The organism is Pseudomonas sp. H3_D04 (assembly GCF_054669175.1).
This window is the reverse complement of sequence record NZ_CP162801.1, coordinates 1439683-1464238: the sequence shown is the minus strand read 5'-3', so window position 1 is coordinate 1464238 and position 24556 is coordinate 1439683. Positions and strand designations below refer to the sequence as shown.

Annotated in this window: 23 protein-coding genes; 6 read left to right on the top strand and 17 right to left on the bottom strand. The window is 54.9% G+C overall.

Annotated features, from left to right (window positions below; translation table 11 throughout):
• The first annotated feature begins 272 nt into the window (after positions 1-272).
• Positions 273-1667, top strand: coding sequence for an undecaprenyl-phosphate glucose phosphotransferase (locus AB4N91_RS06925; RefSeq protein ID WP_042932702.1), 1395 nt, complete (start codon positions 273-275; stop codon positions 1665-1667).
• A gap of 298 nt (positions 1668-1965) precedes the next feature.
• Here AB4N91_RS06925 and AB4N91_RS06920 read toward each other — a convergent pair whose 3' ends face one another.
• From AB4N91_RS06920 to galE, 6 genes are all read right to left on the bottom strand, one after another.
• Complete coding sequence (locus tag AB4N91_RS06920; RefSeq protein ID WP_460112206.1) at positions 1966-4044, bottom strand: YjbH domain-containing protein; 2079 nt, start codon at positions 4042-4044, stop codon at positions 1966-1968.
• Positions 4041-4802, bottom strand: coding sequence for a capsule biosynthesis GfcC family protein (locus AB4N91_RS06915; RefSeq protein WP_077748249.1), 762 nt, complete (start codon positions 4800-4802; stop codon positions 4041-4043). The genes AB4N91_RS06920 and AB4N91_RS06915 overlap by 4 nt, the downstream gene beginning before the upstream one ends.
• Complete coding sequence (locus AB4N91_RS06910) at positions 4799-5464, bottom strand: YjbF family lipoprotein (protein WP_077748248.1); 666 nt, start codon at positions 5462-5464, stop codon at positions 4799-4801. The genes AB4N91_RS06915 and AB4N91_RS06910 overlap by 4 nt, the downstream gene beginning before the upstream one ends.
• 14 nt (positions 5465-5478) lie before the next feature.
• Positions 5479-6588 (bottom strand): polysaccharide biosynthesis/export family protein, encoded by a 1110-nt coding sequence (locus AB4N91_RS06905; RefSeq protein ID WP_460112205.1) that lies wholly within the window; start codon positions 6586-6588, stop codon positions 5479-5481.
• A gap of 86 nt (positions 6589-6674) precedes the next feature.
• Positions 6675-6917 (bottom strand): hypothetical protein, encoded by a 243-nt coding sequence (locus AB4N91_RS06900; RefSeq protein WP_083376201.1) that lies wholly within the window; start codon positions 6915-6917, stop codon positions 6675-6677.
• Between the two features lie 141 nt (positions 6918-7058).
• Positions 7059-8075 (bottom strand): UDP-glucose 4-epimerase GalE, encoded by a 1017-nt coding sequence (gene galE / locus AB4N91_RS06895; RefSeq protein WP_172791370.1) that lies wholly within the window; start codon positions 8073-8075, stop codon positions 7059-7061.
• A gap of 310 nt (positions 8076-8385) precedes the next feature.
• On the opposite strand from galE, the gene galU reads away from it, so the two are divergent.
• Together galU and AB4N91_RS06885 are read left to right on the top strand one after the other, a co-directional pair.
• Entirely contained in the window at positions 8386-9219 is an 834-nt protein-coding gene (gene galU / locus AB4N91_RS06890; RefSeq protein ID WP_010456264.1) for a UTP--glucose-1-phosphate uridylyltransferase GalU, read from the top strand.
• A 27-nt stretch (positions 9220-9246) separates the two neighbouring features.
• Positions 9247-9654, top strand: a complete 408-nt coding sequence (locus AB4N91_RS06885) for a phosphohexomutase domain-containing protein (protein WP_172791371.1) — start codon at positions 9247-9249, stop codon at positions 9652-9654.
• 4 nt (positions 9655-9658) lie between these two features.
• On the opposite strand, the gene AB4N91_RS06880 is transcribed toward AB4N91_RS06885, so the two are convergent.
• The 8 genes from AB4N91_RS06880 to AB4N91_RS06845 all read right to left on the bottom strand — a co-directional run bounded on the left by AB4N91_RS06880 (position 9659) and on the right by AB4N91_RS06845 (position 19239).
• A complete protein-coding gene (locus AB4N91_RS06880; protein WP_460112204.1) occupies positions 9659-10810 on the bottom strand; it encodes an SGNH/GDSL hydrolase family protein in 1152 nt (383 codons plus the stop codon).
• A gap of 39 nt (positions 10811-10849) precedes the next feature.
• Complete coding sequence (locus tag AB4N91_RS06875; RefSeq protein ID WP_154501325.1) at positions 10850-11887, bottom strand: acyltransferase family protein; 1038 nt, start codon at positions 11885-11887, stop codon at positions 10850-10852.
• A gap of 12 nt (positions 11888-11899) precedes the next feature.
• On the bottom strand, positions 11900-13003 hold the full coding sequence (locus tag AB4N91_RS06870) for a hypothetical protein (RefSeq protein ID WP_460112647.1): 1104 nt from the start codon (positions 13001-13003) through the stop codon (positions 11900-11902).
• On the bottom strand, positions 13003-14223 hold the full coding sequence (locus AB4N91_RS06865) for an MATE family efflux transporter (RefSeq protein ID WP_154501326.1): 1221 nt from the start codon (positions 14221-14223) through the stop codon (positions 13003-13005). The genes AB4N91_RS06870 and AB4N91_RS06865 overlap by 1 nt, the downstream gene beginning before the upstream one ends.
• Positions 14220-15332 (bottom strand): polysaccharide pyruvyl transferase family protein, encoded by a 1113-nt coding sequence (locus AB4N91_RS06860; RefSeq protein ID WP_042932696.1) that lies wholly within the window; start codon positions 15330-15332, stop codon positions 14220-14222. Before AB4N91_RS06860 ends, AB4N91_RS06865 begins: the two co-directional genes overlap by 4 nt.
• A gap of 14 nt (positions 15333-15346) precedes the next feature.
• Positions 15347-16429 carry a glycosyltransferase gene (locus tag AB4N91_RS06855; RefSeq protein ID WP_010456278.1) on the bottom strand — a complete coding sequence of 361 codons (1083 nt, stop codon included), beginning with the start codon at positions 16427-16429 and terminating at the stop codon, positions 15347-15349.
• Between the two features lie 96 nt (positions 16430-16525).
• Positions 16526-18754, bottom strand: coding sequence for a polysaccharide biosynthesis tyrosine autokinase (locus AB4N91_RS06850; protein WP_169856821.1), 2229 nt, complete (start codon positions 18752-18754; stop codon positions 16526-16528).
• Between the two features lie 44 nt (positions 18755-18798).
• The gene (locus AB4N91_RS06845; RefSeq protein WP_042932693.1) at positions 18799-19239 is read right to left on the bottom strand and encodes a low molecular weight protein-tyrosine-phosphatase; all 441 of its coding nucleotides are present in this window, start codon (positions 19237-19239) and stop codon (positions 18799-18801) included.
• Positions 19240-19545: 306 nt separating this feature from the next.
• Between AB4N91_RS06845 and AB4N91_RS06840 the strand changes: the two genes are divergently transcribed.
• Positions 19546-20511, top strand: coding sequence for a glycosyl hydrolase family 5 (locus AB4N91_RS06840; protein WP_460112203.1), 966 nt, complete (start codon positions 19546-19548; stop codon positions 20509-20511).
• A gap of 25 nt (positions 20512-20536) precedes the next feature.
• Here the strand turns inward: AB4N91_RS06840 and AB4N91_RS06835 are convergent, their stop codons facing one another.
• The gene (locus AB4N91_RS06835; RefSeq protein WP_077748237.1) at positions 20537-20920 is read right to left on the bottom strand and encodes a hypothetical protein; all 384 of its coding nucleotides are present in this window, start codon (positions 20918-20920) and stop codon (positions 20537-20539) included.
• A gap of 340 nt (positions 20921-21260) precedes the next feature.
• Here AB4N91_RS06835 and tal point away from each other — a divergent pair, with 340 nt between their 5' ends.
• Complete coding sequence (gene tal / locus AB4N91_RS06830) at positions 21261-22187, top strand: transaldolase (protein ID WP_010456288.1); 927 nt, start codon at positions 21261-21263, stop codon at positions 22185-22187.
• A 112-nt stretch (positions 22188-22299) separates the two neighbouring features.
• On the opposite strand, the gene rssC is transcribed toward tal, so the two are convergent.
• Both rssC and rssB read right to left on the bottom strand, forming a co-directional pair.
• A complete protein-coding gene (gene rssC / locus AB4N91_RS06825; protein ID WP_007935262.1) occupies positions 22300-22782 on the bottom strand; it encodes an anti-sigma factor antagonist RssC in 483 nt (160 codons plus the stop codon).
• Positions 22782-23963 carry a two-component system response regulator RssB gene (gene rssB, locus AB4N91_RS06820; protein ID WP_460112202.1) on the bottom strand — a complete coding sequence of 394 codons (1182 nt, stop codon included), beginning with the start codon at positions 23961-23963 and terminating at the stop codon, positions 22782-22784. Before rssB ends, rssC begins: the two co-directional genes overlap by 1 nt.
• A 277-nt stretch (positions 23964-24240) precedes the next feature.
• Here rssB and AB4N91_RS06815 point away from each other — a divergent pair, with 277 nt between their 5' ends.
• A complete protein-coding gene (locus tag AB4N91_RS06815; protein ID WP_077748235.1) occupies positions 24241-24540 on the top strand; it encodes a PilZ domain-containing protein in 300 nt (99 codons plus the stop codon).
• Positions 24541-24556: the final 16 nt, after the last annotated feature.

Below are 24556 nucleotides of genomic sequence, written 5' to 3'. Positions count from 1 at the left end.
ACAATCTCGCTTGCCCCTCCTGAAATCAACTTTCATTATCGACTATTTCTAACACTTCGCCGCCTCAATATAACCAGGACACCAACTTACCACTCGTTAAAAGTCGTCAGACAGCTTTCTGCCCAATAAATTAATCTATTCACTGACGAGCACGCCGCACAGTGGCATTTCGATCGTCAATGTTTTGCCCTCTTATAAAAATAATAATGTTTACCACATCAACTTGGCTCTTGTCTGTCGACACGCGAATGGACGTATTTTGGGGATATCGCATGGTTAACAATCTTCGTATCAATCGAAATACCCACCTCAAAGGATTGACCTTCTGGGGACAATGGGCACTGGGTCAGGGCTTTGTTGTAGCCCTGTTGTTTCTACTGGTTTATTACCACACCGGGACGGTGGAGTTCTATTACCGAGTGTGCGCAATTCTAACGGTACTTGCCTCGGTGCCCGCCTATACCTGGTGTGGCGTCTATGCAAAGAAAGATAATTACCTGGAGGGATTGGGGCGTTTGTTGGTGGGCTGGACAATGACCCTGGCGGCATTGGCCTGTGTGGCGTTCATCTGCAAGGCCGATGGACTGTTTTCCCGTCAACTGATCCTGATATGGGCAGCCTGCGGTTATCTCGGGCAGGCACTGTTGTACGTGCCGCTGCACGGATTCTCGCAATACTATCAACGGTCACTTCAAAGCGAGCATAAAACCCTGATCGTCGGTACGGGCGAGTTGGCGCTGGGTCTCGCCCGGAAGCTGCGTAGCCTTGAACACTTCCCGCTGGTGGGGTTGGTCAGCACCGACACAACGCTCCCGCTGGCGATGGGCTCACCGCCGATCGTAGGCCCGCAAGAGCATCTGCTGGCGCTGATCAAAACCCATGACATCCGCCGTTTGTACATCACGCTACCCCTGAGTGAAGCGGCAAACATTGAAGCCATGTATATCGATTTGCTGGGGGCCAACGTCGATGTGGTCTGGGTGCCGGACTTGAACAGCCTGATGCTGCTCAATCACTCGGTAAGGGTCGTGGACGGCTTGCCGGCGATCTACTTGAATGAAAGCCCGTTGACCAGCCAGCCAACCGCCGCACTCAGTAAAAGCCTGTTGGAAAAGAGCGTGGCGCTGTTGGCCCTGGTTCTTCTAAGTCCGTTGCTGTTACTGATTGCCCTGGCCGTTAAACTCAACTCTCCCGGCCCGGTGTTCTTCAAGCAGGACCGCCACGGCTGGAATGGCAAGGTGATCCAGGTCTGGAAGTTTCGCTCGATGCGCGTGCACGATGACCTTGAGGTCAAGCAGGCCAGCCGTAACGATTCTCGGATCACTCCGGTGGGACGCTTTATCCGCCGTACTTCGCTCGACGAACTGCCGCAGTTGATCAATGTGCTGCAAGGCCATATGGCTCTGGTCGGACCACGTCCCCACGCCGTTGCGCACAACGATTACTACTCCGGGAAGATTCTCGCCTACATGGCTCGCCACCGAATCAAACCGGGGATTACCGGGTTGGCTCAAATCAACGGTTGCCGTGGCGAGACCGACACCATCGACAAGATGCAAAAGCGTGTGGAGATCGATCTCAAATACATCAATAACTGGTCGTTGTGGCTGGATTTGAAGATCCTGGTGAAGACGCCTTTTACCTTGCTGTCAAAAGACATCTATTGATCACTTGAATACCAGGCACCGCAAAATGACAAGGGGACGCAAGTCCCCTTTTTCATGGGCGTCTATCAGGCGCTGAGTCGCACTTACGCCCCTGCCACACCAGGCTCCCTGACACACGGCAACACTTGTTCAAGCCGGGAGCTGAGTCAGCCCCCGGCTTATCATTGCAAGTGTGTCGTTTTAACGCAGAGAACCCTGCGCAAGATGGCGCTGCTTACTAAAAGACCTTCGAGGTTGTTCCCTTCCAGTCGACCGCGATGCGATCTACAGCGCTAATCGCCCTGCAGATCGCCCGCGTTCACTCAGTGATCTTGTCGAAGTTACGGTAGAACAAGTCGCTGTCACGGCTATCGGTCATCGAGTGCAGCCAGTAGCTGCGATTGAGCCGTGCACCGCCGTCCCGGGTCAGCGGCGACCAGACGATATTGGCCCTACGCATGGTCGACATGCTCATCAGTTCATCGAACGGAATGGAGATGTAGATGCCCTTGTCGAAACTGCCTTCACCGTATTCCGCTGTTGTCGCGGTGGTCAGCGTGGCCCAGGCACCGAATCGCACGCCATTGCGGAACTCCCGTGACAGATCGACTGTGGCGCCCCAATCCCGCGCCAGGTAACGGCCGACACTGACGGCGGCCTGGGTATCGAAAGGCAAGTCGGTATAACCGGTGATATGGCCGGTCACGGTCGAGTAATCGCGCAAGCCAAAACCCTGGTTGAACTCGCGCTGACGCACGTAGTTCAGGTCTGCACCCACCGACCAACGCTGGCCTGCCGGACGGAACAGTACCTCACCGCCCACACCGGCAAACATCGACTCCAGATAGCCGCCGTAGACCATGCCATACAGGTCTTTATCCAGTTGCTCGGCGTGGCTGAACTGGAACGTGGGCATGGTGACGTCAGAGGTCGTCAGGTACTTGCGCAGGTCGGTCCGCACCCGGGGCAAACCACTTGGTGCGTCGTAGGTAAAGTTGTCGTAGTTGTTCACCAGGTTGGCGCTCAGCAGGCCGCTCCACCAGGTATTGCGCGTGAAACGATACTCGGCGTCCGCATCGGCACTCAGCTGATAGAGCAAACCATCAGGGCCGCCGACGTTCTGTTTGTAGCCCAGCCCGACACCATAGCTGAAGGGATCGCGCGCGGCAGTATAGAGCGTGGTCTCGGTATGCGGCATCGCCCCGTTGACCTCAGTGGTTCGGTGCAAGGTTTGCAGCGGCTCCTCATTGTTGACTACTTCGCGGAAGGTCTCGCGCGGCACGCTGGTTTCTTCCAGCGACATGTCGTAGCGCTTGTTCACCAGGGTGAACCAGTCGATATCGTCGTTGACGCTGTTGTCCAGAATCCGGCTGGCGCGGCCGACGGCTTTGGCCGAATGGAAATAGTTCGTCTGCTCGCCGTACACAAACAACTCGGGACCGCGCTGAGCAATACGTTCGACTTTATAACCCGCATTGTTCTGCAGGCGTTGCGATACGTTGGCCCAGTTGACCTGATCCGGCGGTGTGGCGGGTGCCTGTGTCGGCAGACGCTCCGCGGGCGGATCGTAAGTCTTGGCCGGCGCCTTGCGGCTGACGAAGTTGGTGTGCAGGGTGATGCCGAACATCGCAGTATTGCCGCGCTCCCAACCCGCGCTGAGATCGACCGAATCGGTCAGCTTGAACACGGCGCCGATGTTGATGGGCGAGTCCTGCTTGATGGCATTGTCTTTCGGCTCGTTTTTGTAGTCGTTGCCTTCGTACTCAAGCTTCAGGCTGAGCGGCTCCCAGGGGGTCTGGTAGGTCACGCCGCCAAACAATGAAGGTCGCCCACGAAAATAGGCATTGGTGTTGACGTCACCGGTGCCCTCGCCGTCCGGCCGGGTATTGAAGCGATCAGCCGCCCAGCCCAACGGGTTGTCGAAATCGCCTCGATTGCCGATGTATCCCCAGGCAATACCTGCACTGAAATCAAAGTCGTCATAGCGTTTGTTGGCGACCAGGAATTCGCTGGAGAACAGTCCGGTACCGCCGACGTCGCGAAAACCCAGGGCCAGTTCAGGTGCCCAGTGGCTTTCTTGCCAAAGGCGTAGCTTGAGGTCCACAGCCTTGTCTTTATAACTCTGGTCGCCACTCAACGACTCGGGGCCATACCGGCGGTTGGTGATCGCTGTATAGCGAAACGAGCCTTCCAGCCATTCAAATGGCTGCAATGAAACGCTGTAACGGGTATAGGGCTCGGTTCGACTGGCATTCACACTCAACTCGCCGGCCGGTGCCATTCGAGCCGTCGGCGTTTGCATCAAGCCCACCCCGCCGAAATCATTTTGAGTCAATCGCGGCTCTGCATGAGCCAAACCACACGGCAACAACAGCACTGCAGCAAAACGTAAATTCAAGGAACCACCTCAGCCAGTTGCGTGGCAAGAAATTCGGCCAACTGCTGATTCAGTTCAGGTATAGGCGGATTAAGATCATCGGTTTTGACAGGGACCAGGATTTTGCTGCCGGCGGCAGGCACCTGCCCGCTTTCACGATTCCACGGCGCAATGCCGACACGGCGGGTGACCCCGTCGGGCTGAACGATCCAGAGGTAATCGGCTTCGGCATCGGTCAGCGATGAACACCCTTGCAGGTAATCCCGCGCCTCTTGCAGCGGGCGAAAGGCGAGCCGGCACGGTTCGGCGACAGCGCCCAGCACTTCAACCACATCGGAACGCTTCGGGTAGATAAGGCTGTCGCCGTCATCGAGGCGGAAGTTGCGAGCGAAGCCGACCTCCACCGCGATCGGATCAAGGACCGCCACCTGGCGCCCGGTAACCGGCATGCGGCTGACTTGCTCGTACAACTGCAACGCCAATGCCGCCCGGCTGGGCCGATCGAAGAGCAATGCGGTGCGTTGCAGCACCTTCAAGTCAAACAGGACCCCGGTCTTGAGTCGGGTCTGCTCCTCAAGCAATGGTTGTCGCAGCCAGGCGGCCGCCAGCCAGTAGCTTTCAGGATTGGGTTGCGCCAAACGCATCACGTCCAGCACGCGCCCCCCGGATTGCAGCTCGACCGGCCCCGGATTGCGCACATCACCGCTGACGTTGACTGCCGCATTCACGCCACCGCAGATCAACAACAGGCACGTCCATAACACCTTGGGAAACTTCAACGGACAGCCCCGCGCTCAGAGGTCAACTGCACGATCTTCACCCTGAGTTGCCCTGTCAGTTGCTGTTCACTCTGGAGGATGAAACCGTTATCCGGATCGACCCAATAATGATTGGTCGCGCGCAGGCCAATAGCCGGTGCCTCTATCTGCTCATCGACACGCAGCACGGCGTATGCCTTGTCCAGGATCCTGAGGGTTTCCATGGGTTTTCGGGTAAAGCGGCTGCTCACGGCAACACCCACTTCGTAACCTCGATAGAGATCGATCCAGCGCTGGCTGGTGTATCCATCGGGCAATCGGTGAAGGCCTTGCTTGAACGGCGATTGCGCTTCGATACGGGTCCCGTCCAGGTCACCTTCAAAGCCCAGGCCGACAGTGCGAACCGCCAGGCCGTCGCGCAGCAACAACACCTGCTTGCCGGACGCGACCCAGTACTGCAAGTCACCTCGCTCACGCACCATCGCCAACACCCCTTCTCCGGAAGGGGTGGTCAGCTTGAGTTGCGGATACTGAACCTCGGCCACTTGCGCCGGAGTCAACTCCAGGTCGTCAGGCCCGGTGGCCACGGCTTTGAAGTTCGCCAGTGTGGCCTTCATCAGCGGATTACATCCACACAACAGCAATGCCGCCATCAAGCAGACGCTAACGTTCAACGTTCTCACAGTGGGACCAGACCTTATCTGCTGTTGGCTTCACTTAAGTTGTTTTGTGCCGCCGCGCCCATACCGAGAATCGAGGCCGATGGCACCAATTGACTGATGAAGCGGTTCCAGCGGGTAACGTTGGCAGGGCCTACATAAACAATGTCCTGAGGGCGGACATCGAAGTGAGTGGCGAGCGCCATGGCGGACGGCGACTCGGCGTGTAATTGATAGATTTTGGCGGGTTCGACATCGAGGTTTTCTACACCGCGAATGACGTACACGGCGTTGCCGTTCGAGGTGGTCTGGTTCAACCCTCCTACCGAACCAATGACGTCGGAAAGATTCATGGTGCGGGTCTTGAAGGTCAATGCACGCGGCTGATTGACCTCGCCCATCACGTAGATCTTCTTGCTGTCGTTGTAGGGCAAATACAACTGATCGCCGCCTCTGAGGTAGACCTTCTGCAACTCGGCATTCTGTTGATTAAGCGCGTCTAGATTCAGCGGATAAACCCGCCCGTTTCGCGTCAACAGCAACCCGGACAAGTCCGCATTCAGCGGATCGACACCGGCCGAACCCAAGGCTTCAACCACATTGAGCGGATTGGTTGAAATCGCTTGAGGGCCTGCTCTCAATACGGCGCCCGACACCACCACTTTCTGACTGGCAAAGCGCAACACGGCGACATCCACTTGCGGGTCCGAGATGAAGGTCGACAACTTCTCGGCAATATCGGATCGCAATTGCTGGATGGTCTTTCCGGCGGCCTGGACTTCTTTGATGTAGGGGTAATACAGCGTGCCATCGGACCGAACAAGACGGCCGTTTGCATCGATCTGCTGTTGCGCGCCAGAAGGTGCGGTCAGCTCGGGGTGATCCCATACCGTGATGTACAAGACATCGTTGTTACCGATGCGGTATTCGTCGGGCGTGGTCAACAATTCCGGGGGTAATGACTCATGTACCTGAGTGGCCCTGTCCATGGCGATAAGCTTGGGGGTAATCGGAATAAGCTCGACCCGACTGTTTTCGCTTGAGCCTTCGCGAGTGATATCGCTGGTGCTCATATGTTGGCCCGGCGAAAACATACAACCTTGCAAAGCAATACTTGCCAGCATTAAAAAAGGAACGCTACGAATCATAATGGCACTACGCTATTCAAGGGCAAACCCAAAACAAGATCACCCAGTGTTAGCCGGGCAATCTTGGATGACACCTGCGGTATTTATCAGTGTGTGCCGGTGGTACCGGTGGTGCCTGTTGTGCCGGTACTTCCGGTTGTTCCGCCGTTGGAACTTCCGCCGCTGCTGGAGGCAGCCACTGCGCCTGAAACAATCGCAGTGCTGGCCAATGCAGCTTGTGCCGCCGTTACATCACCCAGCACTTTTGTATCCAGCGAAAGAGGTACTTCTACTGCGAAAGCCCCGCTGCTCATCATGGACAATACGGCAATCACCATCATCTTTTTCATATCAAACTCCTTCCTGCGTGTTCTTTATATCTACGGACTTGCGGGACGTGTTTCCAGTCAATTTTCCCGACCATAATTAACATTGCGTCCTGATATAACAGTTCAGCAGAAAAACCAGGGGCTGACGGCCTGTTTCAAGCCCTACTCGACGTAACCCCTGGGATGATTCGATTGCCAACGCCAGGTGTCTGTCATCATCTCCTGTAGATTTCGCGTGGCCTTCCAGCCGAGCTCCTTCGCCGCTTTGGAAGGATCGGCCCAACACTCGGCGATGTCGCCCGAGCGTCGTGGCATCACGCGATAAGGCACTGGACGCCCCGACGCCTGCTCGAACGCCCGCACTACCTCCAGAACGCTGTAACCATCGCCCGTGCCCAGGTTCCAGATATTGATTCCGGTACGCGTCGAGATCGTCTGTAATGCCTTGAGGTGCCCGTCCGCCAGATCCACCACGTGGATGTAGTCGCGCACGCCGGTGCCATCGACGGTGGGGTAATCGTCACCAAATATCGACAACTCCTTGAGACTGCCGACGGCCACCTGGCTGATGTAAGGCACCAGGTTATTGGGAATCCCGCTGGGGTCTTCCCCCATGTGGCCACTGGCATGAGCGCCGATCGGGTTGAAGTAACGCAACAGCGCGATACTCCAGCGCGGCTCTGCCGCACACAGATCCTGCAGCACGTTTTCGATGAACAGCTTGGATTGCCCGTAAGGATTGGTTGGCGTGCCGGTGGGGAAATCTTCCCGGATCGGCATCTGCTCAGGCGCGCCGTACACCGTGGCCGATGAACTGAACACCAACCGGAACACGCCCGCCGCCGACATCGCCTGGCACAGCGTAATGCTCCCGCAAACATTGGCCTCGTAATACTCAAGCGGCTTGCGCACGCTCTCGCCTACGGCCTTGAGCCCGGCAAAATGCAGGACAGCATCAATGGAATGCTCCTGAAAAGTCCGGTCCAGCAATGCCCGGTCGCACACATCCCCGCGAATCATCGATGCGGACTTGCCGCAGAGGGCTTCAATGGCGTGCAGGGACGCGTCAGAGCTATTGCAAAGGTTGTCCAGCACAACCACATCGAAGCCCGCCTCAAGCAGCGCAAGTGTAGTGTGAGAACCGATATAACCGGTTCCACCCGTTACCAGAATCTTCATAGAGCGGTCCATAGTGGGGTATTGAAGTGCTCAATTACAGGCAATGTTAAATGTGCACATCACCCATTGACGCCAAACACTTATTAGCACTTCAGAACAACCAACACTATTAACAGACACCGACTAAAATTAACTAAAAGGCATCAGCCCAGACAACTAATAACATTTGCCCCACTCTACGCCTGCTAATAATTGCCAATAAAGCCTCACTCAGGTATTAAAGTACAACCTCAGTAATACTTCAAAACTCACAGCCACACTCGATATTGTTTTTGCGCGGATGTGAATAATGACTTTCCAGGATATATCTATGATTCGTAAATGCTTGTTCCCCGCCGCCGGTTATGGCACGCGCTTCTTGCCTGCTACTAAAGCCATGCCGAAGGAAATGCTGCCGATCGTCAACAAGCCTTTAATCCAGTACGCCGTTGAAGAGGCACGGGACGCCGGTCTGCAGCACATGGCAATTGTGACCGGCCGGGGCAAGCGTGCGCTGGAAGACCATTTCGATATCAGCTATGAACTGGAACACCAGATTCGCGGCACCGAAAAGGAAAAATTTCTGGCCGGCACCCGCGAGCTGATTGAAACCTGCACGTTCGCCTACACCCGCCAGGTCGAAATGAAAGGCCTGGGGCACGCGATTCTCAGCGGTCGCCCCTTGATCGGTGACGAACCGTTCGCCGTGGTGCTGGCGGATGACCTGTGCCTGAACCTGCAAGGTGACGGCGTACTGGCGCAGATGATCCAGCTCTACAAAAAATTCCGCTGCTCGATCGTGGCCATTCAAGAAGTGCCTCGAGATCAGACTCATAAATATGGCGTGATCGCTGGGGAGTTGATTTCCGAAGGGATCTACCGGGTCAACAGCATGGTCGAGAAGCCGGCACCCGAGGACGCACCGTCCAACCTGGCGATCATTGGCCGCTACATTCTGACCCCCGATATTTTTGATTTGATCGCCGACACCCAACCGGGCAAGGGTGGCGAAATCCAGATCACCGACGCACTGATGAAGCAGGCTCAAAATGGCTGCGTGCTGGCTTACAAGTTCGAAGGCCTGCGCTTTGATTGTGGCGGTGCAGAAGGCTATATCGACGCCACCAACTTTTGCTATGAGCATCTGTATCTCAACGGTCTTTGACCCACTCACTCATCCAGGCAAGCCACTATGACCACTGCAAAACGCTCGGTAGACATCGAACAGAAAGCGGGCAACGTCGGGGTGATGGCCTGGCTGTCAAAAACCCCGTCGTTATCCTCCACTTCGGCGGCCTGGTTTGGCACAGCCTTGTTGGTTGAGCGCATCGGGGTGTTCCCCTCTTCGGGCGATATCCATCGCCCGGCCAGGGACCCTTTTGCACTCTTGAACCATCTGAAAAGTCTGTACGCCCACCAGGCCCTGGATATCGATGAAAGCGACGGGCTTAAAGTGATTTTCAATGATTGGCGATTCCGGGTTCGCGTGCGCTATAGCGACCCGGCAATTGTTATCAATATTGAAACGCGATGTGATCCTGACTTGATGCCTGTGAAAACCGCAGAGCTGCTGAGCCATCTGGAACGCTTTGAACGGTGAATGATTATTTCAAAGCGGAACCACACTGGCCCGGCGACTCACCGCCCCCTCCGACAATCAGGCGATACACGTAATCGGCAATAAGCCGACCGCCCGAACCCGGGATAGGGTGGATTTTGTCCGGACCGATCATGGGCGTCGGCCCGTCATTGGCGTAGCGCTTGAAGTCGGGACCGAACGTGCACTGCAAACTCGAATACACGATGTGCTCCGAACGCGCCCAAGGCTCAAGCACCTGGGCGTACTCCGACATCGGATACGCACTGGAGCGCGTTGTGTCCTGACGCAAGATCACGTTGATGCTCGCCGCCGGATGAACTTCGCGAATCATCCGCACCAACCCTTTCATGTTCTCCAGATAGTCGTTGGGCTTGACGCCAAACCCTTGGTCATTACCGCCTAACATGATCAGGTAAACGTCCGCCGGTATCTTGGAAACGATGGCCTTCCATTGGGTTTGCCATGGACGGTCGTTTTTATAAAAGTCACCTGAGGCGCCACCGGAAGCGGCGAGTTTGGAGACCCTGACGCCGCCCTGATTATTGGCCAGCCACAGACCAAACAACGTCGGCGCACCTTTCACTACTTCGAGCTTTAACGACCATTCAGCATTGGCGGGGATACTGAGTTGCACTTCCTGAACCCCGGAACCGGCCAACGTCAAAGGCTGCCAGGTGCCTGAAGGTGTCCACCGATAGCGCATCTCACTGGTTTTTCCATTGCCCAGGTAAAGCAACTTGGCGTCGGTAATGGCTGTGTTGATGGATGCCGTTTCTTTGGAATCCACTTCAAGAAAAGCGCCCGTTTGCCCGGTCACGGTGCGGCTGTCCGGACTCGCCTGGCCAAGACTGGAAACGTCCCAATCTCCACCGAAGTACTTCTTGCTGCTGCGGGTGTATTTGAAATTCGTACCGCCGAGCGCGGCACCGTGATTGAACCCGACATAACCAGGCCCGGCAAAACCAAAATCTTTCGCCAAGTGCTGAGTGAGGGCATTGAGATAAAAATCCTGCCCCGCGCTGTAACTGTCGCCAATTACCGAGATGGCCAGCACCTCCCCCGCTTTACCCTTGGTCATTGCAGCAAGCCGATCGCGTGAACTTCTCACTTCGACAACCTGAGCAGGAACGGGGCGCACATCATCGACATCTACCACTGGCTCATTCCTCTATCAGTAAGCCGGCTGAATGGGCACTCAGGATTGAGGCACCTTCAACCCGACCGCTGGAGTCTTTTTGCGGGTAACTCGCTCGCCCAGGAACAGAATGGAAGTCAGGGTGAAGCGGCTGAAAATGTTCGACAACAGCACGGGCCCCAACAATCCGCACAGCACGCCGCCTGCGACCAGAACGCTGTCGTCCGTGACGCCCAAACGACCCAAGGCAAACCGCGAACTGGCAGCAAACAGCACGTGAAAAAGGAAAATGGCGTAAGAATATCCACCCAGCCAGATCAGGGCTTTAGAGCGCATGTCAGTCGACAGTAGCGCGACACAGGACATACAGCCAACGAGCAAACCGACAACGCTTCTACGATCGACAATGAGTTCGCGATCCACGGCGGCGACATACAGCAGCACAGCCGATATCAAGACGAACACGACCGGCCCGATCACTTTCAGCGATTGCTTCAAGGCACTGACCTTTTCGTGGCAAATCATCCCTGTCACGAAAAACGGCAGCAAATAGATCGCGCCATTGATGCCAAACGCGTCAACCGGAAAAGGCGGCAACAAGAACACCAGCGCCGAAAACAAGAACAGCAGATACAGCCGCGTCGCCGTCTGCAACAGACCGCGCCACTGCAGAAAACCGACAAACACAAAGATGATGAAGACGGCCTGCAAAAACCAGAAATGGTTAACCGGTATGTAGAACGACAACAAGGCGTCGATTAACCCGACCTCCTTGTTAACGCCAGGCCCTACAACCTGCAGCACCGAAAATGGAATACCGACAAAAAACAACGGCACGATCAACCGTCTCACCTTGCCAACGCAGTAAGCGGAGAAGTCATTGCCTCTGATCTTGTATATCGAATAGATGTAGCCCGATATGAAGGTGAACAGCGGCATCCTGACGTACACCATCGAATCCGCCAACACCCGAAAAGGTGACCCCAGGTCGATTTTCAGTCCGCCGCCCAGCGGACCTATCACGTGATAGAGCACCAGCAGCAGGCATGCCAGACCTCTGAGCGTTTCTATTTCCAACGATTTTTTCTTGCTTTGCATAGACCACAAACCTCAGCGCTGAACGCTTGATTCAACCGACTCGGGTTTCTTTGAGCGCAGCTGCAATCCCAGCCCCAGAAACAGCACCGGAACCACCATGGAGAAATGTCGGGCAAACGAGCCGAAGTCAGGCTCGAACAACCCCTGCACCAATAAAAAGGACAGAGGGATCGCAATCAGCTCTTTGACTTTCGGCTCGATGGTTGAGCCCTTGTAGTGACTCGACGTCATCATTTTGAACATCAGTAACGAGGTCATCATCATCAGGACGACGAATATGATCTGCCCCAGGCCGGAGAGCAGGATCAACTCCACCGGGAAAGACAGCCTGAAAAAGATGCTCATCGAGTCCACTGCCTGGGACACGAAATCTCCGCCGTTAATCCATGAAACGATCAATGACTTCGAACCTTCTTCACCCAAAGTCCGCTGTTCATTGTTACTGGCGCGAATGGATGAAACCGAATAGCCGACCAGCAACTGAATGGCCGTCGCGATCACCAGGTAGAACATGAACAACATCACGAAAAAGCTGAAACGCGATACATGCTTCTTCATCACGCACACACCGACCCAGACCAGCGAAAACAATATCCAGTAGGGCCGGATCAGCACACCGTAAAACAGCGCAGAGAGGAAAAAGCCCGCGCCGTAGCGTTTCGAAAAGGAGAAAAACAGAATGGCGATCACCGCCACCGAGACAATGATTTCCTTGGTCAGGTTATCGAGAAAAAACGACCTGACTACTCCCCACAGGCACAAGGTCAGGAAGATCGTTATCGGTATTCTTTTGAAGATGAAGATCGGGATAGAGGTCAGAAACAGGTTGCACAACATCCCGTAGGCCCACGCATTGGTCAGGTTGATCCCGGTGGGACGCAGCAGGTAAGCGGAGCACTCATAAGAGGACCGATCTGGTGAAAACGGATTCCAGAAATTGCAGTTGTCTGAACGAACGTATGACGTCCACAAGGTCATCGCATCCGGGCCAGGATCGCGGTGCATCAGCAGCGGCATCGCAATAGACAGAAAAAGACCACACAGCAGAATCAGGAATGAAATGGGTGAATCGAGTTTTCTTCCGCGAAACTCTATGGACGGTAGCGAGATGGCCATTACAAGGCCCCCTTTGACCGGGCAAACCTGGTCAGCAAAGCAATGACGGCCAACTGCACCGTGATCGAAAAGACATTGCCCCACGCCGCGCCATAAATTGAATAGTGCTTGATGAGCACATAGCTGACGGGCAGTGAAACCGACAAACAGATCGCTGCACTGGCTACCGAAACCCGACTGTTCTTCGAGGCAATAAGACCGCCCCAGACGATATCGCCGACGGCGCGCAGGGCAAAAGAGAAAATCAGAATCGCTAAAATCCGGTTATCCGGACGCGGGACTGCTGCGTCCACATAATCGAGCAAAATATTGAAGAAAGCATAAATCAGCACAGCCACCGCGCAGGAAACCATCAGGGAGCGCAGCACCCATTGATTAACGAACAATTGCCGGACCGTCAGCGCCTGCTGGCTATTTTTATAACGCTTGGCGAGCACGGGAATGCCCACCACTGCAACAACAGCGTAGGACAGTGCTTGCAACGTGTTGGCGGCAGACCAGGAGTAAACGTATTTGCCGAGGCTGGCATACGGTTCAATGTCCAGAATCAGAAAACGTTCAGCGTACTGACTTAATGCGATCAGCCCGCCTCCCAGATAAAAGGGCAACCCTGCTCTCCAGACCGAAACCGTGGTGACGGCACTGACGCCCCGGCCCTTATGTACGTCAACCACAATGAAGTAACCGGCCACGATGACCAACAGATTGGTGGCCACCCATAACCAAAGCACACTGGCGATGGTGGACACTACGCCGGTCATCAGTCCGCCCACGGCAAGGAGCGCCCAGAGGCCGGTCTTGATGAAAAACAACAACGCGCCCCAGTTGGCCTTTTGTGCGGAAAAGACAAACGAGTTTATTTCGAAGGACAGATGCTCGGTGAGCAGCAACAGCGTGACGCACGCGATCAACGCGGCACTCGCCTCAACATCACTGAACAGTGAGTAGAGCGCGACCGTGACCACCGATAACAGCAAACCAACGGCCAGGTACAGAATCAGTACCTTATCAACGACAAGCTTCGAACTGCCCCCCACGCTGATCAGCCGGTTGATTTCAGAACTGAACCCGACGCTGTAAAACTTGGAAGCGATCAATGAAGCGGCCACCACCACCCCGTAGAAACCCAAAGCCTCATAACCCAGGTAATGCGTGATGGCCAACACCAGCAAGAACTTTGCGCCTAAAGCACCTCCGCGTAGCAACAGCCGAAATATCATCGAACAATCCCTTTGATGATCGTGTCCATCAGCTCCGTTTTGGCTTCGATTTCTTTGCAGGTGTCCGTCAGTTTTTTACCGAATCTGGACAACGCATTCGGCGCGTAAACAGTGTCGATGATGGTGTCGACATTGATGTCCCCGCCGTTGATCACCCAATCTTCCACGCCCATATCCTGATAGGCGCCAAAACCTTTGCGTTCATAGCTGATATGAAACGCAGGCACGCCGGCGAGCAGAGACTCGATGGCTCCGTGCAGCCTTACGGAAATGACCAGGTCGGGCTGATACTTGGACAGGGTCGCCTTCAAGGGCAAGAGATCCTCGGTAATGCCAAGTTCCCGATAGAACGCCCCGTCATCGTTGCCACGAACGGCGCTTTGAACAGCGCAGACCACTTTGCTTTTCGCCCTTAGTCTCTTCAAAAGAAGCTTCAAGTTGGCAACGTAGGCGATCTTTTTCTCTTTGCTCCATTCCGGCGGCTTGCGTAAAACCACGCAGACCACGGCCGGCGATGACGCACAGCGGGTGAACTTGGGTTGCACCAGAATCTTTTTCGCCAACGCCTGGACCGCCAGGTCTGGCGCTCGATAGACATTTTCATTGGATTGGAAAATAGCCGACGACCTGTTGTCACGGACAAACACCGCATCGGCACTGGCGTAGTGTTTTACGATCGCGCTGCTCTCACCGTGGAACGGGCCGATACTTTGCGGCAGGTAAACCGACGGCACCTTACTCAAGATCGCCGTTTCGAGCTGTTTGGCATGGCCCAGTTTCAGCTTGATGTGTTCAAAGGCGCTCTTTGACCGCATGTACCCACCGCCCACCCCGACGATCAGATCGCTGGTGCTCAAGAGGTCGGCGAGTGGCGCGTAAGACTGTTTAAGGAAAACCGCTTCCTTCACGCGTCCCAATCCTTTAGCCGCCATGACCGGCGCGTCATACCGCTTATAGGGAAGGTAACTAAATGATTGGGGGTCTGACGCAACGACATTGATTAACGTGTCAGCACCAAAGTTTCGCAGCACCAAGGCGATTGCCAAATCCACCAGGAGGCCATCACCGGAATTGGATGCACTGTAGCCATGCAAAATAGTTACGTTCATATCTTGATATCTACTTAATAAGTTTGAGCGGAATACACGTCATAGGTTTTCTGGATCATCAGCGTAGCGCTGAACCGTTCGCGCACCCGCTTGCGGCTTTCGGTGCCGAGTTCCAGTAACTTCTGTTTCTTGATGTTCACTAAGATGTTACTGAGCGCCTGGTGATCGCCCGTCGAAAATATGTAACCCGTGACGTTGTGCGTGACCAGTTCAGGGAGCGAAGTGCAGTCACTGGCAATAACGGGCACGCCCATGGCCATGCCCTCAAGGGGAACCATGGCAAAACCTTCCCAGCGGCTGGGGACAATCAGGGCATCGGCGGTTTTATAGAGGGCATTGACTTCGGCCGGGGTCACCCAAGGCAGGTATTCAACAGCGTCAATGACGGGGCACTCTACCGGTTCCTCATTCACCGCACTGCCAACCACGGTCAGTTTCAAGTCGGTGCGCTCAACTTCCGTGAATGCCTTGAGCAAGACATCAAAGCCCTTCTGATAGTCCAGTCGACCCACAAATAAAAGTTGAATATCCGTGCACTGACTGGACAGGCTCTCATCGTTTTTATAATGAATGCCGTTGTAGATCAGTTTCATACGGCGGCGGTCGATACCAAACGAGGCCGCTTTATCCAGTTCATACTGGCTGACACAGATAATGACATCCGTGACTTTTTGCAAAAGCCGCTCAATCAGAGAATACACTTTCTGTTTGGCAGGAGAACTTTCCATCAAGAACGAAAACGCATGCGGGCAGTAGATGATTTTCGGAGACCGCCAAGGCCGCAAGATTAAACACACACATCGGCCAATAACCCCGGAAAACGTGCTGTGCAAGTGCACGACATCCGGTTTTTCCTTGAAGATCACTCGAATGAGTTGCCAGGCAAAGCGCAGCAGGGAGACGACATCTCTCTTGTTTCGGGAGAAGGTCCTGATGTCTTTTTCATCAATGCCATGCAGTTCTTTCTTCTGGTCGAACGGAATCAAATACACCAGTTCATACTGCTGGGCGTCGCCCTTGGGAGGGGTTGATATCGTCCGGATGACCGTCGCAACGCCACCTTTAATCGTTTCCGCCACATGTAGTATTTTTTTCACAGTTCACCCAACTCCATTATCGTAGTCGCAAGGCGACAGGGACCGGAGAATGGTGAGTCCACTCTCAGTCCATGACCTGGCAAATAGAACCCGCATTTACGACTTGTCAGAGGCGTACTCGTAGTTGTAATAGCCATAACTGCCATTACCGTAATAGCTGGACGCTCGCTTCTCGACACCGTTGAAAATCGCGCCTTTCAATTCGATGCCGTTTTGAGCAAACCGACGAATCGTCAATTCGATCTCTTTGGCCGGATTGACGCCGAAGCGCGTCACGATCAGATTAATGGCGGCTTCACGTCCAACGATGGCCGCATCTGTCACGGCCAGAAGAGGTGGCGTGTCGATGATTACCACGTCGTAGAGTTCACTCAGTTCAGCGAGGAGTTCTCTGAAGTTGGCATGCATCAACAGTTCGGACGGGTTGGGCGGTACTTGTCCCCGACTGATGAAATGCAGGTTATCGACTTCGAGTTTATTGATCGCTTGCTCGATGCTGCAGCGCTTGGTCAACAGATCGGACAAGCCATTGCTGATCGGTGTCGCCAAGGTCTTGTGCAGATGACCTTTGCGCATATCGGCATCGATCAGTACGACCGTCTGCCCACTTTGAGCGATGACCGCGGCCAAGTTGGAAGAGACAAATGTTTTGCCTACCTGGGGACTCGGACCGGAGATCATGATCCGGTTGTTGGTGGCATCCAGCCCTGCAAAATGCAGACAGGTCCGCAAGCTGCGGATCGATTCGATGGACAGGTCCGTGGGGTTACGCAGGGCCAATAGGAAAGACTGGCTGTTGGCTCCGTCGCCCTGTCTGACTTTTTTAGTATCTTCTTCTTGTTGCAGGGTGCTGTAAGGAATGGAGGCATAAACAGGCAGACCCAGTTGCTCGATGGCTTCCGGCCCTTCGAGTCCTCTGCTCAGCGATTTACGCACTAACACCAGCGCTACACCGACAAAGCCACCCAGCAACGTCGCAATCAATACGATCAGGGCTTTGCGCGGTTTGACCGGGGTGGTGATGTCGACGTCCGCCGTATCAATCAGCCGCGCATTGCCGACCGCCCCGGCCCTGACAATGTCCAGCTCCTGGGATTTGTTCAGCAACTGGGTATAAATCTGTGTCGCCACTTCCACATCACGGGTCAGGTTCAACAGTTCCTGTTGTGTCGCCGGAAGTCCTTGGACTTTCTTTTCCAACCCTTGTCGCTGTTTGTTCAAATCCCCCATCTGCGCCATCAATGCGCGGTAGGCCGGATGCTCCCGGGTGAACTTTCGGTCCATGTCGGCTTGCTGGAGTTTGAGATCCGAGATGCGCGTATCCAGCACCACCATCTGTTCCAGCACAGACTTGGTTTCGAGGGAGATGTTGACTGTATTTCCGTGGGTCTGATAGCTGTTCAGCGCGTTGCTGGCCTTGACCAGATCTTCTTTGACTTGCGGGAGTTGCGCCTGCAGGAACTCAAGGCTCTGGGCCGCCTCGGCAGAGGTGCGTTGCACATTCTGCTGCACATAAAGCCTTGAAATCTTGTTGAGAATCTTCACCGCCAAGGTGTAGTCGGTGCTGGCCAGGGCCAGACTTATAATGCCCGACTCTTTACCTTGCTCGGATACATCGAGGGCGTCCTGGTAATTCTGAATGGTGACAATGCGTGGATTGCGCACGACTTCGAATTTAGTGCCCGGATTCGCGGCCATGCTCGCGATAAGGACTTCGACACCCTCCTGTGCGATGGCTTCGCCTGTGGCACCTTCGGCCAACAAACCGCCGTTGTCATCGTAGAGCTTGAATCGATTGCGCTCTTCGGCGACCAACATCAATTTCTTGCCCAACAGTTCAGCCGGCAGATCGAGCTGTTCGATATAAAGGCGCTCGCCGCCCCAGGCATAACTGTTCATGCCAAAGCGCGGTGGCGAGACACTTTCCGCAGGGCTGCTTTTATAGCGCCGAGCAAGAAAGCCGCCGATAACGGGAAAGGTGTTGGGCGTAATCACAATATCAAGATGCAGATCATCGACCGTTTTACCGATAACCGCACGAGACTTGATAATGCCGATCTCGGTAGCCGCCGGTGATTGTCCACCGAGCATGCTGCTGATATCCGAGAACCCCAGCATGTCGTTCTTTTTCGGCTCGACCTGGACCAGGGCGTTCGCCAGATACACGGGCGGCGATAAAATCGAATACGCGGCACCGGTCACCATGAACGCCCCGGTGATGGCACCTATTAACCATTTATGGTCAATCAATGTGCCTAATAAACCGAGCAGATCAATCTCGTCTCTGTCTTTATCCCGGGTGCTGACTACTGACGGTAACTGCATAAGGTCTATTCTTTTACCATTATTACTAATCTGAAAATCATCCATCAACGTCCGAGGCGCTGCGCCCATGAGCAAACGGCATCTTCAATCAATGCATGGGCATGGACAAACGCAGCTTTTCCTTGACGATACGGGTCCTTTATTTCGCGTTCACTCTGCCACTTCCCCAGAAGAAACACTTTGCCCCTGGCGTGTGATGCAATCTTTAGTACGCCCTGTACATGCTCTTTTTCCATGACTAGGATGAGGTCTGATTCATTGACAATGGCAGGCGTAATCTGCCGCGCTTTAAACCCTTGGTCTTCGTGACCCTGTTCTTCAAGAACCCGAAGTGCATCGGGCTCCATAGACTCACCCACCCGCGCGTTCAATCCCGCGGAGGTCACTGAGATACCTGAAGGTTGCAGCGCATGGCGAAGCAACAGTTCAGCGGTCGGGCTTCGGCATATATTGCCGACGCAGACCACAAGAATCTTTCTGAACAAGGCTACTCTTCCCGTGTAGTGTCGATTCGGTCCACGTATAGCGAGGCTATAAGTGAGCCAACAAGACCGTCCCGCATTCAGAGTGGGATCCATCATGAAAATACTTTCGTATTAAATACCACGACACACAAAAAACGCCCAACCAGAAAACCGGACCATAAATAACACTCGCGATAGGAAAGTTATTTATCCGACCAATATTAACAATGGACGTCTGGGCGGAAAGATTAATGGTATCGCTGTATTAACTGACTAATGCTATGTTCCCCTGCCCTCTACTCTGGACGACTACAGGAACTGCCCGTTATGCCCTCCATGTGTTTTCGACTGATTGCCACTTCAACGCTATTTATACTTGGCGCCTTCAGCCCTGTTTACGCCAGTCAGGCTTTTTCAGCGCTGGCCCAGGACAACAAGACAATAGGCGTTCAGGTGAAGATCCAGAATTTCTCGACCGCCGACGCCCATGAGATCAAGGCGTCAGGGTTTGGATTCGTGCGCTTTGGCGTATGGACGAACAGCCTGGGTAACCCGGCGTATCAACAACACATCAGTGAAGCCTTCGCAGCGGCCAAATCCGCCGACCTGCCAGTATTGATGACCGTTCGCTCCACCAAAGCGTTAACCCACAAAACGCAAAGCAGTGGGATAGATCTCGCCGCTGCGGGAGATTCATTCGCCAACTCGGTGATCGGTCTGGAAAACGCCTTCAGTACGCAGCTTGTCGCCATTGAAATCTGGAATGAACCGGACTTGCCAAAATACTGGCCTACCCAGGATTTTGAAGTAACGTTTGTGCCGTTCATGAGCGCAGTGTGCAACGCGTTACAAAAGCGGGATCACTCAACACCCCTGATCGGCTTTGGATTCGCGAAGGCGCCCACCAAAGACTCCAAGGCGACCGTCGCACTGACTGAGATCCTGAGGGAACACCCACGGTGCCTCAGCGCTGTTTCTTATCACCCGTATGGCATGTCGGGCACCGAAATCAGCCGTACTCAAGCGTTTATCCTTGATAACTTCCATGTGCCGGGGGTCATTACCGAATGGGGAGTGCCATCGCTCAGTTCCATCGGAGGCACCGCCGGACAAGCATCACGCATTACAAGATTTATCTCGGACGTCAAAAAACTGAATATACCGCTGACGTCCCTTTACGAATGGAAAAACAGCGACTCTGGCAGCAATTATCGCGAGCGAAGTTTTGGATTAAAGTCGTCCGATGGAACATCAAAACCTGCGGAAGCTGCCGTCAAAATGTTATTGAAGTGACCCTGATGAATGACCGCGCCCACCATCAACCGGCGCTTTTATTAATCCACTCTGCATAACTTGCGGCGTCCATGGCCAGCGACTCTTCCACCAGCACCTCGAACAATACGGCTTGCGCTTCAAAACGCAGGTCATGTTTGGACTTCTGTGAGTCGCTCATTTGTTCCAGCAACACGCGAGTGACTTGGCTGGGCATGCTGTGTTTCACGCGATTGAGCCAAGCGGGAATTTTCTTTGCGGCTTTCACCCTTCCCATTTCAACCAGACCCGTCATATTGTCCGGATGGTTCTTCTTTGATGCGGCCATCAGCGCTTCAAATACTTCGGTCAATTTTTTCAAGACATAACCGAGAATAATGTCATCAAAGGCCTCCACAATTGCAGACACCCGCTCACCTTGTGAAGTCATTTCCCCATCCAATACCTACATTTATCCGCGCCACATTACACGCCATCCGAGTGGCACTAATTGACATCTTATAACGGCTGAACCCGACCCTTTTTAACACCCGTTGGCGTGCGAATGCAGGCATGCCAGCTCAGGCGCCAGAGTTGCCATAGAGCCGTCAACGGTCAGTTGCTTTGAACCTGCGCGCGGTTTTGGCATCGTATTTACCGAGACCCGCGCCCCACCTTTCAAACATCCGTTCTCCGGTTGTTGCCAACGGGGCCACCGATACGTACATGCGCCCTTGAGTGGCTGTCAGCGCTCGGGTAATGTCATTAGACCCATAGGACAGAGCACGCCCATGACTTCCAAGCTGGAACAACTCAAACAAATGACCACCGTAGTTGCCGACACCGGCGACTTCGAAGCTATCGCTCGCGTAAAACCCGTCGACGCTACCACCAACCCTTCCCTGCTGCTGAAAGCGGCGGCCATTCCCGGTTATGCCGAGTTGCTGAACGCCTGCGTCCACGACTGCAAGGGCGATGTGGGCCTGGCCAGCGACCGCTTCGGCGTGGCGGTAGGCCAGGAAATCCTGAAGGTTGTACCGGGCCGCATTTCCACTGAAGTGGATGCACGCCTTTCGTTCGACACTGACGCCGTATTGAAGCGTGCGCACCGTCTGATCGAGCTGTACGACAAGGCCGGCATCGGCCGTGACCGCGTGCTGATCAAAATCGCCTCCACCTGGGAAGGCATTCGCGCCGCCGAGAAGCTTGAAAAGGAAGGCATTCAGACCAACCTGACGCTGCTGTTCTCGTTTGCTCAGGCGGCGGCATGTGCTGACGCCGGGGTGTTCCTGATTTCGCCGTTCGTAGGCCGCATCTACGACTGGTACAAGAAAGCCAACGGCAACGACTACACCGGCGCGGATGATCCGGGCGTGCAGTCGGTGACGCGTATCTACAACTACTACAAGGCCAATGACTACAAGACCGTGGTCATGGGTGCGAGCTTCCGCAATCTGAATCAGATTGAGCAGTTGGCCGGGTGTGATCGCCTGACCATCAGCCCGGACCTGTTGGAAAAGCTGGCGGCGGACACTGGCAAGCTGGAGCGCAAGTTGGCCCCGGGGCATGCGGGTGAAGGGCGCTTGAGCCTGAATGAAGCGCAGTTCCGCTGGTTGTCCAACGAGGACGCGATGGCGACCGAGAAACTGGCTGAGGGGATTCGTCAGTTCGCTCGCGACCAGGAAAAACTCGAAGCACTGCTGCAAGCCAAGCTGTGATCTAGTCCAGCGCAATGCAAAAAGGGCGACCCCTTACAGGTTCGCCCTTTTTCATGCTTTGGATTCGGGGATTCGCGATGGAGCCCGCCTTCCCTACATCCCCCTCAGGGGATCAATGACGCTCTAAAGCATTCACCAGGTCATGGAAGGCTTCACGATTGGAGTCGTTCAGGCCCATGAGGATTTTGTGTGCCTCGAGCACTTTGATCCGCACGACTTCCTCGGACTGATCCTGGTCTGGCAGGTCGGTCAGGCATTCAGGGCACGGGATCGGGCGGTCAACGATGTTGAACACTTGCTCGAAGCCCATGGACTGCAGCAGACGGGTGATGTCTTCGTGGGTGGTGACGACGGTCGGCAGCAGGCCGACCTTTTGCCGCGACAGGATCGACAGTTTGGCCAGCAGGCCCAGGGTGGTGCTGTCGATGCTGCGGGTTTCGGTCAGGTCGATCACGATCGCGTTGAAGTTCAACGCGGTGAAGATCCGCTCAATAGTCGCATCCAACGCCGAACACAGGGTCAGGCGAACTTCACCGACGAACTTCAGGACGAAGGTGCCATCCTGCTCGGCGAACTGGATTCTACCGGTACTCATTAAAGATTCCTGCTCAACACCAACAGGGCGATATCATCCGGCATCTCCCCTAGCGTGGCCAATCCAAAAACCTGCCGCAGACCATCCAGGCTGCCGCCCGCTGCCTTGACCCGTTGGGGCAAAGCCGCTTCTTTTTCTTTGAGTGTAGGTTCTGGCAAAAGGTCCAGAATGCCATCGGACATCAGCGTCAGGCTGAACGTCGGCGGCAGTTCCAGCACGTGGTCTTCATAGGTGGCTTCATTGAAGAGGCCCACCGGCAGACCACGACCTTCCAGATAACGAACACTGTCTGGCGTGTACAACACAGGCAACGGCAAATGACCACCGATGCTATAGGTCAACAAACCTGTCTCCTCGTCGATGACACCACCGACCATTGTGACGTGTTTACCCAGCTTACAACTGATCAGGCCTCGGTTGATATGACCAAGGACCTCTGAAGGCTTGAATTCCGGCAATGTGCCGCTGCGCTTGGATTCGAACAGCAAGCGCGTGGTCATGAACTTCAGCAGCACGGTGACGAAGGCTGAAGAGGCGCCATGGCCGGAAACGTCGGCCAGGTAGAAGGCTACGCGACGCTCGTCGACCCGAAAGTAGTCAACGAAATCACCCGACAGGTACAACGACGGGATGATCTGGTGGGCGAACTGGAAGTCGTCGATGGTCCAGGGGCTGACCGGCAGCATGTTCATCTGCACCTGGCGACCGGCGTTCTGGTCTTCCTGGAGCAGGTTCAAGCTGGCGGCGAGTTCGCGGTTGGCCTTTTCCAGCTTCTCGCGGTAGCGCTGGTTCTCCAGCAGCAGGCGCGCACGATCCAGGGCACGGCGCACAGAGTGCTCGAGCACAGCCAGATCTTCGAGAGGCTTGATCAGGTAATCCGCCGCACCCAGGCGCAAGGCCTCGACCGCGTCGTTCATCACGCCGGCACCCGAAACCACGATCACCGGGGTTTGCGGCGACAGCTCGGTGACCTGGCGAATGAGTTCGAGTCCGCCCATCTGCGGCATGCGCAGATCGCAGATGACCAAGTCAGGCTTGTCTTGCTCGAATACCTGAAGACCCTGCTGGCCATTGCTGGCTTGCAGGACACTGAAACCACTGTCTTCCAAGTAGGCCGCGAGGCTCGCGCGCACTACTTCGTCATCATCGATTATCAGCAGCGTGGCACTGGTTTTTGGCATGTGGGCAAACGGCGCCAGAATTAGGTTGGCGTAGCAGGCACGGGGTTTAGCCCCGGCTCACACTACTGGATTCGCTTTCTAGCCTCTCTGTCGCACTGTTTTCGGGCGTTTGCCCTACACACAGGTACACCAGAGGTGCCCTTCTAAGGCGCAGACGGTACTCCCATCCGCGGGGCGTTTCAAGCTCACGCCGATGGTCGCTTGACGTCTTTACTTGTCAAATCACCGGGAGTTATAAGAACAGGCAAAACCGTAACCCAATGGAAGGATGAAGCCCATGAGTCAAACCGATCGGGACTACAGCGAAAAGCGCGATTTCATCCGCATGCGGGTCGATGCCGATGTGTCGCTGATTCACGAAGGCGATGAGGTGCCAGCCGTCTGCATCGACCTTTCCAGCAGTGGCATGCAGGTCGAGGCACCCCGCCTTTTCAAGGTCGGAGACCGGCTCAGCGTGCGCATTGATTCCGATCACGTAGCGCTCAAAGGCCTTGAAGCCGACACCGAAGTGGTCTGGGTGAAGGAACAGGACGGTGGCAGTCAGAAACTCGGGCTTACAATCTTGAAGATGAAATAAGCCCTGATCCAAACGA